Below are 16,069 nucleotides of genomic sequence, written 5' to 3'. Positions count from 1 at the left end.
GGAGACACGCCTGATGAGCGAGCTTTTTTACAACGCCGTGCCGAACGCGACCCGTGTCGCCCCGCCACTGCCTGAGCCTCGGCAATACCCCAGCGAGAAACCGTCACGGGTCTACCTGTTCGGGACCTGCGTGGTCGATCTGTTCTACCCCGAAGCCGGGATGGACGCGATCCACCTGCTGGAGCGCGAAGGCATCCGTGTCGAATACCCGCAAGGGCAAAGCTGCTGCGGACAACCGGCCTACACCTCGGGTTACACCGAGCAGGCCCGGACCGTGGCGCGCTCGCAACTGGCGCTGTTCGCCGGAGACTATCCGGTGGTGGTGCCGTCGGGATCGTGTGCCGGGATGTTGCGTGAACACTACGCCGACTTGTTCAAGGACGAGCCGCAAACGTTGAAGCAAGTTCAGGCGCTGGCCGCCCGGACTTATGAACTGGCCGAATTCCTGCTGTTTGTCTGCAAGGTGCAACTCAAGGACAGCGGCACGCCGGTGAAAGTGGCGCTGCACACCTCGTGTTCGGCACGTCGTGAAATGAATACCCATTTGCACGGTCGCGAGTTGTTGTCGCAACTGAGCAACGTGGAGCGAGTCGACCACAGCCACGAAAGTGAATGCTGTGGCTTCGGTGGGACTTTCAGCGTCCGTATGCCAGACATTTCCGGCGCGATGGTGGCTGACAAGACACGGTCGTTGAAGGAATCCGGCGCGCACCAGGTACTGAGTGCCGATTGCGGTTGCCTGATGAACATCAACGGCTCACTGGAGAAACAGAAGGAAGCGTTACGTGGCCAACACCTGGCCAGTTTCCTTTGGCAGCGAACCGGAGGTGTTCTATGAACGCTTCCGCGATTATTCCTACGGTTGCCGTGGAAGAAGATTTTCGCACCCGGGCCCACAAGGCATTGGGTGACAAGCAGCTGCGAAACAACTTTCGCACTGCGATGGATTCTCTGATGACAAAACGGGCAGCGTCCTTCAGCGATGCCCACGAAAGAGAACATTTGCGAGCGCTGGGCAATGCTGTCCGCGCCCGTGCGTTATCCAAGTTGCCCGACCTGCTCGAGCAGCTTGAACAGAACCTGACCCGCAACGGTGTGACAGTGCACTGGGCGGAAACGGTGGACGAGGCCAATGGCATCGTCCTCTCGATCATCCGCGCTCACGAGGGGCGGCAAGTGATCAAGGGCAAATCGATGGTCAGCGAAGAGATGGAGATGAATCACTTCCTCGCTGATCGGGGCATTGAATGCCTGGAATCGGACATGGGCGAGTACATCGTCCAGCTCGACCACGAGAAGCCTTCACACATTATTATGCCGGCGATCCACAAGAATGCCGGTCAGGTCGCGTCCTTGTTCCACGACAAACTTGGCGTGGAATACACCAAGGACGTTGACCAACTCATTCAGATCGGTCGCAAGGTCTTGCGACAGAAATTCTTCGAAGCAGACATCGGCGTCTCCGGCGTCAACTTCGCCGTGGCCGAAACCGGCACCCTGCTGCTGGTGGAAAACGAAGGCAACGGGCGCATGACCACCACGGTGCCGCCGGTACACATCGCCGTCACCGGCATCGAAAAAGTCGTGGAAAACCTGCGCGACGTGGTGCCGCTCTTGTCGCTGCTGACGCGCTCGGCCCTTGGTCAGCCCATCACCACCTACGTCAACATGATCTCCGGCCCGCGCAAAGAGCACGAACTCGACGGCCCGCAGGAAGTGCACCTGGTCCTGCTCGACAACGGTCGCAGCCAGGCCTTCGCCGACAGCGAATTGCGCCAGACCCTGAACTGCATTCGCTGCGGCGCCTGTATGAATCATTGCCCGGTCTACACCCGAATCGGCGGCCACGCCTATGGGGAGGTTTACCCCGGGCCTATCGGAAAAATCATCACCCCGCACATGGTGGGCCTGGCAAACGTCCCGGACCATCCTAGCGCGTCATCGTTGTGTGGCGCTTGCGGTGAAGTCTGCCCGGTAAAAATTCCTATCCCGGCACTGCTGCGTCGCCTACGGGAAGAAAACGTTAAAGCGCCGGACAGCCCGCATCAAGTCCTGCGCGGCCAGGGCAGCAAATACTCGCGCAAAGAACGTTTTATCTGGAACGCCTGGGCTAGGCTCAACAGTTCGCCGACGCTGTATCGTCTGTTCGGCTTTTTCGCCACACGGCTGCGCGCCCTGGCACCGAATAATGTTGGCCCGTGGACACAAAACCACAGCGCACCGAAACCCGCTGCCCGCTCACTGCACGACATGGCCCGCGAGCATCTGGCCAAACAGGGAGATCGTTGATGAGCGCCAAGCAAAACATCCTCGCCAAGTTACGGAAAAGTCTGACCGGCACCACACCGGTGCCTGACGAGTTCAACGTCGAACTGGTGACGGCGCCTTACACCTACACCGCCGAGCAACGCATCCCGCAACTGCGCAAACTGATGGAAGCGGTACACACCGAAATCCACCTGACGTCCGGCGAAGGTTGGCCGGCGCTGCTGGCGCAATTGCTGCGAGACCGTCAGCTGCCGAGCCTGTTGATCGCGCCGACTACGCGTCACGGGCAACACGTCACGCAGCACTGGGCGAATAATCCTGGTCTGCCGACACTCAAGTCCTACGACCGCCCGGTTGAAGAATGGAAAGCCGAGCTGTTCAACGACACCCCGGCCAGCCTGACCACCACCCTTGGTGCAATCGCTGCCACGGGTAGTCTGATTCTCTGGCCGACACGGGAAGAACCGCGCCTGATGAGCCTGGTGCCGCCGGTGCATTTCGCCCTGCTCAAGGCCAGTGAGATCCGCGACAACTTCTATCAGGTCCAGCAGGAATTCAACTGGGCGCAAGGCATGCCGACCAACGCCTTGCTGGTGTCCGGCCCGTCGAAAACCGCTGACATTGAGCAAGTCCTGGCCTATGGCGCGCACGGTCCGAAAGACCTGGTGGTTTTGATTCTGGAGGACCAATGAATCTACCGGCGGCTTTCCTGCGAGATGCGCAGCAACTGATTCCCCAAGAGCGACGTTTCGACGACCCGCTGTCGACTTTGGCCTTCGGCACCGACGCCAGTTTCTATCGGCTGATTCCGAAACTGGTGATCCGTGTCGAGTCCGAAGACGAAGTGGTCGCGCTGCTCAAACTGGCGCAGCGGGATCAAGTCCCGGTGACCTTCCGCGCGGCCGGCACCAGCTTGTCCGGCCAGGCCATCAGCGATTCAGTGCTGATCGTGCTTGGGGATAACTGGAACGGTCGCGAGATCCGCGGCCAAGGCACGCAAATACGCCTGCAACCGGGGGTGATCGGCGCGCAGGCCAACGCCTGGCTGGCGCCGTTCGGACGCAAGATCGGCCCGGACCCGGCCTCGATCAATGCCTGCAAAATCGGCGGCATCGTCGCCAACAACGCCAGCGGCATGTGCTGCGGCACGGCGCAAAACACCTACCACACGCTGGCCGGCATTCGTCTGGTGCTGGCCGACGGCAGTCGTCTCGATACCGAAGATGCGGCAAGCGTCGCGGCGTTTCGCCAGAGTCATGCTTCGCTGCTCGAACGTCTGGCGACCTTGGGCCGCGAGACCCGCGCCAATGCCGAACTGGCTGCAAGAATCCGCCACAAATACCGTCTGAAAAATACCACTGGCCTGTCACTTAATGCACTGGTGGATTTCGACGAGCCTGTGGATATCTTGAGCCACTTGCTGGTGGGCTCCGAAGGCACCCTCGGCTTCATCAGCGCGGTGACCTACGACACTGTGATCGACCACCCGAACAAAGCCTCGGCGCTGATCGTGTTCCCGGATGTGGAAACCTGCTGTAACGCCGTCACCGTGCTGAAAAGCCAACCAGTGTCGGCCGTCGAACTGCTGGACCGTCGCAGTCTGCGTTCGGTGCAGGACAAACCCGGCATGCCGGCTTTCGTACAACAGCTGTCGAACAATGCCTGCGCGCTACTGATTGAATCCCGCGCCGCATCGTCCACTTTGCTACAGGAACAACTGGCGCAGATCATGGCGTCGTTGACTTCGTTTCCGGTGGAGAAACAAGTCGACTTCACCGAAGACCCGCTAGAAAACGCCCGACTCTGGGCGATCCGCAAGGACACCTTCCCTGCCGTCGGAGCGGTGCGAAAAACCGGCACCACGGTAATCATCGAAGACGTGACCTTCCCGGTTGAGCAACTGGCCATCGGTGTGAACCGACTGATCGAGCTGCTCGATAAACATCACTACGACGAAGCGATCCTTTTCGGACACGCGCTGGAAGGCAATCTGCACTTCGTCTTCACCCAAGGCTTCAACAACCCGGAAGAAGTCGCACGCTACCAGGCGTTCATGGACGACGTGGCGCAGTTGGTGGCGGTGGAGTTCGGCGGTTCGCTGAAGGCCGAACACGGCACCGGCCGCAACATGGCGCCCTTCGTCGAGTTGGAATGGGGCAGCGATGCCTATCAGCTGATGTGGCAACTCAAGCGCCTGCTCGATCCCAACGGCATTCTCAACCCGGACGTGGTGCTCAGCGAGGATCCGCAGATCCACCTCAAGCACCTGAAACCGCTGCCGGCCGCCGACGAGATTGTGGATAAGTGCATCGAGTGCGGTTTCTGCGAACCGGTGTGTCCGTCGAAAGGTCTGACCCTGAGCCCGCGTCAACGCATCGTGATTTGGCGTGATATTCAGGCGAAGAAACGCGCGGGCGTCGACACCTCCGAGCTTGAAGCCGCCTACGAATACCAGGGCATCGACACCTGCGCCGCCACAGGGTTGTGTGCGCAACGCTGTCCTGTAGGCATCAATACCGGCGAGCTGGTGAAAAAGCTCCGCAGCCGCAAAGCAACACATACGAAAACCGCCAACTGGCTGGAAGGAAATTTCGCCACCGCGCTGCAAGGCGCACGTTTCACCCTGCATGTGGCTAACGGCGCCCGAATGCTGCTCGGGGCGCCGCGTCTGGCGAAGCTGTCGGCGACGCTGACTAAATTGTCGAAAGGCCAGGTCCCGCAATGGACCAACGCCATGCCGCAGCCGGAAAAAGCCATTCGCTTCAGCCCGGTCGTATCGGACGAGCGCCCTCGAGTGGTGTATCTCGCGGCATGTGTCTCGCGAGTCATGGGCCCGGCGGCGGGTGATAAAGAGCAGATGTCGCTGTACGACAAAACCCGTGGGCTGCTGGAAAAGGCCGGTTACCAGGTAGTCTTTCCGGACAACCAGGACAGCCTTTGCTGCGGTCAGCCGTTTGCCTCCAAGGGTTACGCCGAACAGGCCGAACACAAACGACAGGAACTGATCGGCGCGTTGCTGCATGCCAGTCGCGGCGGGCTCGATCCGATCTATTGCGACACCAGTCCGTGTACGTTGCGGCTGGTTCAGGATTTGGGCGAAGTTCGACTGGACCTGTACGACCCGGTGCGATTCATTCGTACGTATTTGATGGATCGTCTCGATTTCACACCGCAGGAAGCGCCAATTGCGGTGCACGTCACCTGCAGCACTCAACACCTCGGCGAGAGCCAAGCGCTGATCGATCTGGCGCGCAAATGCAGCAAAAACGTAGTCATTCCCGAGGGCATTCACTGCTGTGGATTCGCCGGGGACAAAGGTTTCACCACGCCGGAGCTGAACGCTCATTCTTTAAGGACGTTGAAGGATGCGGTGCAGCAGTGCAGCGAGGGGATTACCACCAGCCGCACGTGTGAGATCGGTCTGACTCAACACGGTGGAATTGACTACCACGGGCTGGTCTATCTGGTGGATCGGGTCACTCAAGCCAAGTCGGCCTGATGCATTTTCACCAGCGAAAAGGGGCAATTGCGCCCCTTTTTAGTGCGTTTTTCACCCACTGAGAAATTTTTCATAGCCTGTTGAGAAAAAACCGAATTCTTGCGCGACGGCGTAGTCATTAAATTAGGCCTCAACGAACGTGGCTTAATAAGACTCGGCCGAGCCGCCAGCTGATTCGGCAACACCGAGACCATCAGTTCAAGGAGATACCCATGAAACGTACCGCTCTTGCTGGTTTGTTTATTTCTGTTGCAATGCTGGCCTCTCCCGTTTTCGCCGCCGCTGACCTGTGCACAGTGAAGCTTCAGGAGCTGAAAAACAAAGTCACTACGATCCCGGCCACGTCCGAAAACACCACGATGGATATCAAGCGCATGCAGGCGGATGCCGAAGCAGCGCAAAAGGCCGGTGATGACGACAAATGCGTCGCCTCAGCCACTCAAGCGTTGTCCCGCGTGGACAAACTGGCCAGCGAGCCAGCCAAGTAAACCCGGCAGGCCAACCTTCGGGTTGGCCTTCCGTGACCGTTTGGCGTACACTGCGCAGGCTTGTTGCTCATTTTGATTCACCGAGCAACAGGCACGGGGCCGTTTAGGATTCGACGCCGGTCGCGAAACTTTAGGTGCATGCCGAGTTGGTAACAGAACTCGTAAATCCACTGTTGCAACTACTTATAGTTGCCAATGACGAAACCTACGGCCAGGAATTCTCTCTCGCTGCGTAAGCAGCTTTAGATCCTGAGCTTCTGGTACCTTCGGGTCCAGCAATCACCAGGGGATGTCTGTAAACCCAAAGTGATTGTCATATAGAACAGAATCGCCGTGCAGTACGTTGTGGACGAAGCGGCTAAAACTTACACAACTCGCCCAAAGCACCCTGCCCTTCGGGTCGCTGAGGGTTAACTTAATAGAAACGGCTACGCATGTAGTACCGACAGCGGAGTACTGGCGGACGGGGGTTCAAATCCCCCCGGCTCCACCAAACACGAAGCAAGACAAAACCCGCCAAGTGCGGGTTTTGTTGCATCTGGGGGTTGGTGATTTGTGGTTAAACACAACCAGACCTATGCTGGCGATCTACCCGCAAGGAAGCAGCCATGAAATTCAATGTACTGATTGCCGCGTTAACCCTCTCCCTGACGTCCGGTTGTGCGCACTACAACGACCGCACCACTGACACCAACAAGACCGGGCGGATCGCCTGTGATGCCGAGCCCAAGAATCAGGCTGGCTGCTATACGAAGCAGTCGAAGGACTGGAATTGGGGCGGGTTGAAGTTTGGGGTTGGGCCGTCGAACTAGGCTCGGAGTCCTACAGACGGCGTAATTTTGGGTAAGTTTCCGACAGGTTTTGACGGTTGCCGGGTGGGAATAAGAGCCCGTAGGCTTTGGGACCTGCCGGCACTGGTTGGAAACCATTCCCTGAAGGGTGTCATCAGAATGCTGGCTCGGACCAAATGACTCCGTTGGACTTGCAAGTAGATAGGGACATTCAGATGACATTACTCAGCGATGCTTTGATTGCACAGCTCCTCACAATGGACAAGGTGGTAAAAAACTCCGGAGCCAAACCAACTCTGTTCAAGAAGTCGCTGAGATTCAACTACACCGTGCAATCTTCCGACGACAAGCACTCATTTGAGCTCTACATGCGACAGAATCAGATGGACCCGAACGCCTTCTCCTGTGGTCTGACGTACTATCCAAGCCCTGGTGACAAGGGGATCACGCTTACACGGTACAACGGTGGTTATCACGTCCATCGCAATCCACTGGAGGGCGATGAAGAAATCCGCAACCTTTGTCACATCCATCTGGCAACAGAGCGCTACATGGAGCTAGGCAAGGGCGATAAGTTCGCCGAGACAACCACCCGATACAATGACCTCAGTGGTGCTTTGACATGCTTGCTCTCTGACTGCAACATCACTGGCCTGGAGCTAGACTCCAAGGCAGATGATCACTCACTCCAGATACCTCTCTTCGAATGAACGACTTGGCAGCAATACGAAAATCGCTATGCACGGCGTTCTGCGAGGACGTGGTGATCAGTGAGCGAGGCGACTTGCTGACCGTATCAATCCCACTTACTGCTCGGGATGGGGATTGCTTTACCGCATATTTGAGCCGAAAAAATGGAGGTTGGCGCGTATCCGATGCCGCCAACACGATGATGCGGCTTAGCTATGAAAATGACTTGGCCAAATTGCTGACAGGCCCAAGGGCAAAGCTTTACGAGTCAATTTTGGCCGAAAGCGGCTTGTTTGAGGATGATGGCGAGATCTATATCGACGTTCCTGCTGACAAGCTCTCTCGAGGGATTTTTGCGCTAGGCCAAGGCCTGAGCAGAGTCGAGGACATCGCCCTCTGGACGAAAAGTCGAGTGGGTTCGACATTTACTCACGATCTGCGAGAGTTGTTGTATTCGTTTGTTCCCAAGGAAATCATCCAGGAAGGCTACGTCCCAGAAATATACGGTGGTGAGGATTACGCAGTTGATTTCCGGATAAAAACCGATGGCAAGCCTGTGTTTCTTTTCGGCGTAAACGGGAAGGACAAGGCTCGTTTGACGACAATTACGCTGCTTCACCTCAAGCAGGTCGGAGTCAAATTCGACTCAATTATTGTGTGCAGCGACTTCTACGACCTTCCCAAAAAGGATGCCTCACGACTGATGTCGGCAGCCAACGATGTCGCCCCGTCGATTTTAGACACGGCATCTATAATCGAAAAAGTTCAGCACCGCATGGCATAGCCGAACCCACAACTTTTTAAACAAAAAGCCCGCCCGGTGCGGGTTTTGTTGCATCCGGGGGTTGGTGATTTGTGATTAAACACAACCAGACCTACGCTGGCGATCTACCCGCAAGGAAGCAGCCATGAAGTTCAAAGTACTGATTGCCGCGTTGACCCTTTCCCTGATGTCCGGTTGTGCGCACTACAACGACCGCACCACTGACACCAACAAGAACGAGCGGATTGCCTGTGAGGCCGAGCCCAAGAATCAGGCTGGCTGCTATACGAAGCAGTCGAAGGACTGGAATTGGGGTGGGTTGAAGTTTGGGGTTGGGCCTTCGAACTAGACTCTGGTCTTTCAGGAAACCGCTGGTATTGAGGCGTTTTTTAAACAATAAATCTTGCGCCGATCCTACAGACGCTGTGATTTTCGGGGAGGTTTCCGACAGGTCACGGCGGTTGTCGGGTAGGAAGGTGAGTGGATAGGCTTTGTCGGTCGCTGCACATCAGCGACCGGGTGTGGAAACGCGAAGATAAACACACGTGCCCCCATGGCATACTGTGGCGCTTTTTTCGGCCGCAGGTTCTAGTTATGGCGGCTGTGCGTGGGAGGCCTTCGGGTCTGCCGGGTTTTGTCCGTTTATCTCGGTTTTTCCACCCCGCGCACAGTTGCCACCTATTCGAGTGGAATCGGAAGAGTGGCAGCTCCAATGACTTAAAAGGACGATTGCCATGATCAAAGAAACACCAAATCCGCCTGCCCCGGACGACGTTTCCCCCTACGAATCCATCGATTCAAAAAAACTCCACGAAGCCGCTGACCGCGCGCTCGATCACTACCTCAATCCCTCCGCCCTGAAATCCCCCGTTTCCCGCAAGCCGAGCACGATGTTTCTCGTTGCACCGGACATCAAGGACGAAGACCTGCTCGCCCATACCTGTGAATCGTTAGCCCAGGCCAGTGTGATGGCGGGTGATTTTGCGGGGTATCTGGAAGGTCCGCATAGGCATACGGCGATGGCGATGGCGATGGCGATGGCGATTCAGCAGATTGTGATGCTGGCGGAACTGGCGGTGAATCGGATGCTGGATAACGTTGTGGTGCCGAAATCTGCGCCACACAGTTGATCCCCTGTGGGAGCGAGCTTGCTCGCGATATAGGTGTGTCAGTCGACATCCATGTTGAATGAACAATCGCTATCGCGAGCAGGCTCACTCCCACATTAGTCCGGTGGACGGTTGGGGTTTAAAGCACTTTCAAATCCACCGACACATGCCCCCGCGTCATCCGCGAATACGGGCAGATCTGATGCGCAGCCTCCGCCAGTTCCCGCTTCACGCCCTCCTCCAACCCGGGAATGTTGACGTTCAACCTGACCGCCAACTGAAAGTCCCCGCTACCGATCTTGCCCAAATCCACCTCGGCATCCACCGACGTGTCTTCCGGCAGTTTGATTTTCATCTTGCCCGCCACCACTTGGATCGCGCCGATGAAGCAGGCGGAATAACCCAGTGCAAACAGTTGCTCCGGGTTGGTGCCGGGTTTACCCGATCCCGGCGAGCTGAATTTGACATCAAGCTCCCCATCGCTGGATTTGCCAGTGCCTGTGCGGCCGCCGACGGTGTGGGTTTTGGCGGTGTAGAGAACGGTTTCCAGTGCAGTGCTCATGATCGTGACTCCTGATGGGAAGCAACAGATGATGGGGCCGGGAGTTCAAGCCTAGCAGCGCAACCCAGACTGACAAGTGACGTCAGTCGGACGAAAAAAAGGCACTGAGCGATAACCGCCAGTGCCTTTTTTCACGTCTGAAAGAACGATCAGCGCGACAACATAAACGTGTCGTACTCCAGATCTTCCAGCGCCGTTGTAAGCCTGTGTAAACCCAGCAATACACAAATCAGCAACGACAACGTAAACCCGTACCCGAAGAAGCTTGGCCCCAGGTACATGCTGAACAGCGTCAACATGGCGTTCAACACCGCGAACAGCACGCACAGCTCCAGCACCACAGTACGTTTGTCGAGGTAGAAGAACACGTTGAGCAACGCCATGAACACCACCTGAATGCTCACACCGATCAGATCGATGTAGAACAGCGGCAGGTAATAACTGGAGATGCCCAGCCACTCCAGCAGGCGCGGCGCGAACAGGAACAACAGCACCGCCGTCAGCCCCTGCACTTTGCAGATTTCCAGCAAACCCTGGCGGATCGACAAGGTCATTTCGGTTTTCAGCTGGCCGATGTGTTGCAGGGTTTCACCTTCGCGGATCGCCCGGAACAGGCGGTCGTACCACTCGGCGAAATCAGTCTCGATGCGCACCAGAAACACCGCCATGCCGGGGATGATCGCCAGGTACGCGAGGAAGATCGGCAAGTCGTAAAGGATCGAGGCGCGCAGCGGGCCGACGATTTCGTTGGAGGTGCCGGGGTTGAACCAGAACAGGAATTTGTCGATCCAGATGCCCAGGTTGTAGAAGAAACCGGTGGCCAGCAGGCTGAGGAAAACGTTGCGCCGGTCGAGGAAATCGAAGGCGATCAGTTTCTCGGCGCGGTACTCGCGCAGGATGTCGTAGAGGAACAGAAACAGCAGCGTGCTGTGCCCGATCAACAGCGCCAGCAGCAAGCCCGGCATCTGCAAAAAGCTCAGCACGTAGGCGCTCGCGACCATCAGCGTGTACCCCACCAGCATCACCAGCAGGATGCGGTTATAGGCCTTCATCCCCGAGAGGAAGATGATCACCAGCCACAAGTTGCACAGCACCACGAAGTTCGCCAACACCAGCACGCGGTAAATCAGCGGCTGGTCGAACAACAAGCCCAGCACGACGATCCCCAACAACCCGGCGCCGAGCGTGACCAGCAACAACACGCCCAACAGGTTGGGCAGGATCTGATCGTATTTGTGTTCGAACAAGCGGTCGGACACGAAGCGCGTGAAGAACAACTGCAAGCCACCCGTCAGGATCAACGAGGTGGCCATCAGGTACGTCACCGTCACCAGGAACTGCCCGACCAGCATGTTCGGCAGCAGCAGGCCGATGCTGATGATGCCCACCAGCATCACGCTGATGATCGACAGCACCCACGGCCCGGAACTGATCAGGCCGGCGTAGACGTAGGCGTGCAAGGTCGCCGTGTACGAATCGCGCGAAAGGATTTTTCGCAGTTCAAAGCCAATACCGGCCATTTAGCTGTTCTCCATGGCGGCTTGATACAGGTCGCGGTAACGCTGCAGCATCAAGGCTTCGGTGTAATAACGAGTGACCCGCAACAAGCCGCTGGCCTGGGCGGCCTGCCAGCGTCGCGGGCTGCGCAACAGTTCAAGGATCGCGGCGCTCGTGGCTTGTGGATCGGCAATCGCCACCACTTTGCCGGCGTGCCCCAGGTCTCGGTCTTCGGCGCTGCCGCCTTCGATCAATTCGCGGCACGAACCCACGTCGCTGCTGACCACCGGCGTACCGGCGGCCCAGGCTTCGAGGATCACCAGCGGCTGCGCTTCACTGATCGAGGTCAGCACCATCAGGCCGAGTTTCGGCAGGATGTCCTGAATGCGCTGGAAACCGAGGAAATGCACCTTGCCTTCCAGGCCCAGACTGGCCATCAGGCTGCGGCATTCGCTGACGTATTCCGGGTCTTCCTCTTCGGGGCCGACGATCCAGCCTTCAGCTTGCGGCATGGCGCTGATCACGCCGCGCATCGCCCGCAGAAAGGTTTTCACGTCCTTGATCGGCACCACACGCCCGATCAAACCGACCACGGGCGCAATCCCGTGAGCGCGGGATTCCAGCGCGGCGGTCCACACCGGCAGGTCGATGCCGTTGGGAATGACTTGGGTGCGGGCCGCGAGGGCGCCGTCCTTGATCTGCCGCTGACGGTTACCGTCGTAGAGCGCGATGATGTTGTCGGCGCTGTTGTACGTCAGCTGGCCGATGCGCTCGAAGAAACGCACCCACAACGTGCGAATGTAACCCGAGCCGGCATCGAGGCTGCGGTTCAGCGCCTGGCCGGAACTCTCGGCGATCCAGCTGGCCTGGGCCAGGTCGATCTTGCGTTCCTTGGTGTAGATCCCGTGTTCGCTGAGCAGATAGGTGCAGTTCCAGCGTTGCTTGAGGATGCAGCCGAGGAAGCCCGCATACCCGGTGGAAATCGAATGCAGCACCCGCGCTTTCGGCATGCGTTGCGCGGCTTCGGCGAGCATCAGCAACGGCGACTGCATCGCGCGCAGGGTCCAGAAATAATTGACAAAGGACGGGTCGGCGCAATGCTGCCGATAACCTTCGCTCAACGACTCCCAACTGGCACGGCTGCGCAGCACATCGTCGAGGGTCATGCGGCCCTGGGCGATGCAGTCGAGCAAGCGTTCACCCAGCGCCGGATCCGGCGCATCCGGGTGATGCAGGAAACGATACAAGTCCTGCAACTGCTGCTCGTCGGCCTCTCGGGGCACCAGCAGCGTGTCGGCCGGATGCGTCGCATCTTCGAGGAACACTTCTTCGATGTGCAGCACGTTCGCCGGCACTTCGTAGCGCCGGGTCGGATAGGCCTGACGCTGGCCGCCGATGAACATCACCGAAAAGGTCAGTTCCGGCAGGCCGAGGATCATCTGGTGAATCCAGCTGGAAACACCGCCGCGCACGTAAGGCCAGGTGCCTTCGAGCAGCAGACAGATGTCGGCATCCGGTGCCTGTTCCTTGTGACTCATGTCCAGCTCCTGACCAATGCGGCGAACGGCGGCCGCTGACGGGTTTCCTCGGGAAGGCGTGCGAGCAGTGCGGGGATTTCGTGGTAACGGCCGGCCTCGAACGCCAGTTCGGCGCGAAACGGCAGCACTTGTGCCGCGCCCATGCCGTTTTCCTGAGCCTGACTGAGCAGCACCTCGGCACGCCCGACGTCACCACGCTCCAGCGCGATGCGCCCGGCCAGCAAAACCAACTCACCGCCCTCGCCCGCGGCCAGGCCAAGCTCGGCATGTTCGCTGGCTTGATTGAGCACGTGGTCGAGCACGCTGCCTTGGGCCAGGCCCAGATACGCCAGCTCCCAGTACCAGCGCGCCAGCCTTCCGTGCAGCGCACCCGCGGCTTTGGCATTGGCGTCGACCAGTTCGCCGAGCGCGATCTGGATGTGCAGGTTGATGTCGCTTTCCTGTTTATCGAGCATCGAATACGCCAGCAGCCGCACGTCGTCACTCGGGTCAGCGAGGGCCAGTTTGAGGATCGGCACCGCTTCTTTGCCGGGCATGCGCCGAGTGGCCAACAGCGCGGCCAGACGTTGATCCGGATCCGGCGCGTGACGCAACACGTCCTGCAAACCGCCATCGGCAAAGATCGGCGAGTGCAGTTGCGACTGTGCCCGAAACGGCAGTTTCGGGATGCCCACTGCTTGCCACGCTTGCTTGTCGCGTTTGCGCGGCAGGTACAGCGCCGGGAAGATCGCCGCCACCACGCCGACCGCGCCGAGCACCGGCACGAAGAACGCCAGGCTGAAAATAAACAGCGGGCTCCACGGCAGCGGCGAACGGTAGCGCGCCGGCAGCAACAGCCACACGGCCGCGCACAACATCACGCAGGCCAGGCCATGGCTGAGGGTGAACACCAGCAATTGTTGTAACTCGGGCGCCGCGAGCCACAAACTGGCCCAACTGCCCGCCTCTAACAACAAGGCTCCGCTAAACAGCCACTTGCTGATCATTCAGGCCACACTCGTTGAACAGGAAATTACGCAGCCCGTTGCGTTCACAGCCAGGCTCCAGGTTGAACGGCAACACGCGCACGCCGAGGCTGTCGAGGCTGCTTTCAATGCCAAAGTGTTCGTGCAGCATCAGGTTCATCCGCGCCAGATAACCTTCAGTGCCTTGCGGACTGGTCAACGGCAACAGCACCAACAACAGCTGATGATCGCGGTTGTTACGCAGCGGCAATTGCAGATCGAGGCCACGCTGGCTGCGTTCGAACAAACGCGACAGCTCATCGTTGGGACGGGTGATTTCAAAAGCGAAAAGACCGGCAGCCAGTTTGTGTTGCTCGACGTCCACCAGCGAACGCTTGAGCTGCAGCGTGAACTGCTGCGCATCGGCGTCGGCCAATTGCAGCACTTGCGGGTCGCGGCGCAGCAGGTCGGCGATGTGCCCGGCAAGCAACGACAACAGGCTCAGCGTTCGATCCTGGAAAGCGAAAAACGGCATCTGCCGCACCGCCAGAATCGCCAGCAAACGCCCCTCGGCGTCGATCAACGGGATGCAAGCCTGCAACGACGAGAACTGCGCCGAGCTGCCGGCATCAATCAACTCCTGACGCACGCTGACCAGTTCGCCACGCTCCAGGCACAGCTTGACCAGGCCGTCTTCGGTGCCCAAAGGCCCCATGACGCCGATGGTCGCCAAGGCTTCGGGCAACACGTTCTCTTCACGCTCATCGACGCGGTACAGCCCAGCCACACGCAACGTGCCGTACTGTCCCAGCATGGCCGCGATCGGGTCGGCCAGCGCGGCCAGTGCATCGCCTTCGTCCGGCATCACTCGAAGCTTTTCGCGCAAGCCCAGCAACGAACTGCGCAAGCTCTGATCGCTGCCGGCCACGCGCTGCTCCAGCAGGTCATGGGAGACCCGCAGAATCTGGTGCGCGCGGGTGAATTCGTCGAGTCGGTACTGGCGGTAATCGTTGGCCATCTGCAGCCGCTGCAAGCGCCGCTCCCACAGATCGCGAACCTCGCCCACCAGCATGCCACTGACCAGCACGCCAACAATGAAGGACGGATCGAGCTGGGCGTAGGCCTCATGCCCGATGTAGCGCAGGGCGAACAGTGCCGCCACCAACAGGCTAGCGCTGAGCAAGCCGCGCACGAAACCGTAGCGCACGCCTAACAACAACGGCGCCAACACTGGCCAAGGAAAACCGCCGTGCATTTGCAACGGGTCTTCGGGGGTCAGCCACAAGCCGAGGCCGATGGCTGCGCCGGTGACCAACAGCGTTTCCAGCCAAGACACCGGACCGCTGGCACGCGGCGCGAGGCTGTAATCCATGTGAGGAGAATTCATTGCATTCACTCGAACCGAAGGGCGCCAACAAGTTTGTCGAGCACCGTTTGCGCGGTGCCGGCGAGGCTTTCACGGGACCAGCCCGCGCGCGCGCCGCTTTTGCTCCAGAGCACACGACCGCTGCTGGCTTCGAGCACGCGCAGGCTGATGCCCACGGCCGGTTCGCCGTCCAGACCGTTCTTGTACTGCCACTCTTCAACGCTGCCGGCGACCACGTAATCGAGCTTCTGATCACGCGCCCAGTCGAGAGCGCCAGCCAGGCGTTCGTTGTCATCCATCAGCGCTTGTTCGCCCTGAGTGCTGACCGGGTAAACCCGTGGTTGCAGACCATGACTGCTGAGCACGCTGAGCAGAATCTGCTCGGCGCGTTCACCGGCCTGCGGAGTTTGCGAATAGTTGATCATCGGCACGGTGCCCCACTTCGCAGTACGCGGAAGATTCGGGCTGGTGTCGCCGGTGAAACTGGCGCAACCGGCGACGAACAGGACTGCCAGAGCCAGGCTCAGATTACGAATTGCTTGCATCAGTTTTTC

16 protein-coding genes and 1 other RNA gene are annotated in these 16,069 nt (G+C 58.8%); 11 read left to right on the top strand and 6 right to left on the bottom strand.

Annotated features, from left to right (window positions below; genetic code table 11):
* The first annotated feature begins 13 nt into the window (after nt 1-13).
* The 11 genes from ACYZT8_RS03820 (at nt 14) to ACYZT8_RS03770 (ending at nt 9,629) form a co-directional block, all read left to right on the top strand.
* Nucleotides 14-838, top strand: a complete 825-nt coding sequence (locus tag ACYZT8_RS03820) for a (Fe-S)-binding protein (protein ID WP_461957168.1) — start codon at nt 14-16, stop codon at nt 836-838.
* The gene (locus tag ACYZT8_RS03815) at nt 835-2,289 is read left to right on the top strand and encodes a LutB/LldF family L-lactate oxidation iron-sulfur protein (RefSeq protein ID WP_461979383.1); all 1,455 of its coding nucleotides are present in this window, start codon (nt 835-837) and stop codon (nt 2,287-2,289) included. Before ACYZT8_RS03820 ends, ACYZT8_RS03815 begins: the two co-directional genes overlap by 4 nt.
* Nucleotides 2,289-2,960 (top strand): LutC/YkgG family protein, encoded by a 672-nt coding sequence (locus tag ACYZT8_RS03810; protein WP_461979381.1) that lies wholly within the window; start codon nt 2,289-2,291, stop codon nt 2,958-2,960. Before ACYZT8_RS03815 ends, ACYZT8_RS03810 begins: the two co-directional genes overlap by 1 nt.
* On the top strand, nt 2,957-5,767 hold the full coding sequence (locus ACYZT8_RS03805) for an FAD-binding and (Fe-S)-binding domain-containing protein (RefSeq protein WP_461979379.1): 2,811 nt from the start codon (nt 2,957-2,959) through the stop codon (nt 5,765-5,767). Before ACYZT8_RS03810 ends, ACYZT8_RS03805 begins: the two co-directional genes overlap by 4 nt.
* Nucleotides 5,768-5,979: 212 nt before the next feature.
* A complete protein-coding gene (locus ACYZT8_RS03800; RefSeq protein WP_461979377.1) occupies nt 5,980-6,255 on the top strand; it encodes a hypothetical protein in 276 nt (91 codons plus the stop codon).
* Nucleotides 6,256-6,350: 95 nt separating this feature from the next.
* Nucleotides 6,351-6,748: a transfer-messenger RNA gene (ssrA, locus tag ACYZT8_RS03795) on the top strand.
* Nucleotides 6,749-6,863: 115 nt separating this feature from the next.
* Nucleotides 6,864-7,067, top strand: a complete 204-nt coding sequence (locus ACYZT8_RS03790; protein WP_461979375.1) for a hypothetical protein — start codon at nt 6,864-6,866, stop codon at nt 7,065-7,067.
* A 194-nt stretch (nt 7,068-7,261) separates the two neighbouring features.
* Complete coding sequence (locus ACYZT8_RS03785; protein WP_461979373.1) at nt 7,262-7,756, top strand: DUF6978 family protein; 495 nt, start codon at nt 7,262-7,264, stop codon at nt 7,754-7,756.
* Complete coding sequence (locus ACYZT8_RS03780) at nt 7,753-8,520, top strand: DUF1828 domain-containing protein (RefSeq protein ID WP_461979371.1); 768 nt, start codon at nt 7,753-7,755, stop codon at nt 8,518-8,520. Before ACYZT8_RS03785 ends, ACYZT8_RS03780 begins: the two co-directional genes overlap by 4 nt.
* A gap of 124 nt (nt 8,521-8,644) precedes the next feature.
* Nucleotides 8,645-8,848: a hypothetical protein gene (locus ACYZT8_RS03775; protein ID WP_461979369.1), complete on the top strand. Its 204-nt coding sequence runs from the start codon at nt 8,645-8,647 to the stop codon at nt 8,846-8,848.
* A gap of 385 nt (nt 8,849-9,233) precedes the next feature.
* Entirely contained in the window at nt 9,234-9,629 is a 396-nt protein-coding gene (locus ACYZT8_RS03770; protein ID WP_461979367.1) for a DUF6124 family protein, read from the top strand.
* A 118-nt stretch (nt 9,630-9,747) separates the two neighbouring features.
* Here ACYZT8_RS03770 and ACYZT8_RS03765 read toward each other — a convergent pair whose 3' ends face one another.
* The 6 genes from ACYZT8_RS03765 to ACYZT8_RS03740 form a co-directional block, all read right to left on the bottom strand.
* The gene (locus tag ACYZT8_RS03765) at nt 9,748-10,170 is read right to left on the bottom strand and encodes an organic hydroperoxide resistance protein (RefSeq protein WP_461979365.1); all 423 of its coding nucleotides are present in this window, start codon (nt 10,168-10,170) and stop codon (nt 9,748-9,750) included.
* A gap of 149 nt (nt 10,171-10,319) precedes the next feature.
* Complete coding sequence (pelG, locus tag ACYZT8_RS03760) at nt 10,320-11,690, bottom strand: exopolysaccharide Pel transporter PelG (protein WP_461979363.1); 1,371 nt, start codon at nt 11,688-11,690, stop codon at nt 10,320-10,322.
* Nucleotides 11,691-13,205: a GT4 family glycosyltransferase PelF gene (gene pelF, locus ACYZT8_RS03755; RefSeq protein ID WP_461979361.1), complete on the bottom strand. Its 1,515-nt coding sequence runs from the start codon at nt 13,203-13,205 to the stop codon at nt 11,691-11,693. It lies immediately after the preceding gene.
* Nucleotides 13,202-14,191 (bottom strand): HEAT repeat domain-containing protein, encoded by a 990-nt coding sequence (locus ACYZT8_RS03750; RefSeq protein ID WP_461979359.1) that lies wholly within the window; start codon nt 14,189-14,191, stop codon nt 13,202-13,204. Before ACYZT8_RS03750 ends, pelF begins: the two co-directional genes overlap by 4 nt.
* Nucleotides 14,169-15,536, bottom strand: a complete 1,368-nt coding sequence (locus ACYZT8_RS03745; RefSeq protein WP_461979357.1) for a PelD GGDEF domain-containing protein — start codon at nt 15,534-15,536, stop codon at nt 14,169-14,171. The genes ACYZT8_RS03750 and ACYZT8_RS03745 overlap by 23 nt, the downstream gene beginning before the upstream one ends.
* 5 nt (nt 15,537-15,541) lie before the next feature.
* Nucleotides 15,542-16,060, bottom strand: a complete 519-nt coding sequence (locus ACYZT8_RS03740) for a penicillin-binding protein activator LpoB (protein WP_461979355.1) — start codon at nt 16,058-16,060, stop codon at nt 15,542-15,544.
* Nucleotides 16,061-16,069: the final 9 nt, after the last annotated feature.

Source organism: Pseudomonas sp. LB3P93 (genome assembly GCF_054898025.1).
This window is presented reverse-complemented; position numbering and strand designations above follow the sequence as displayed.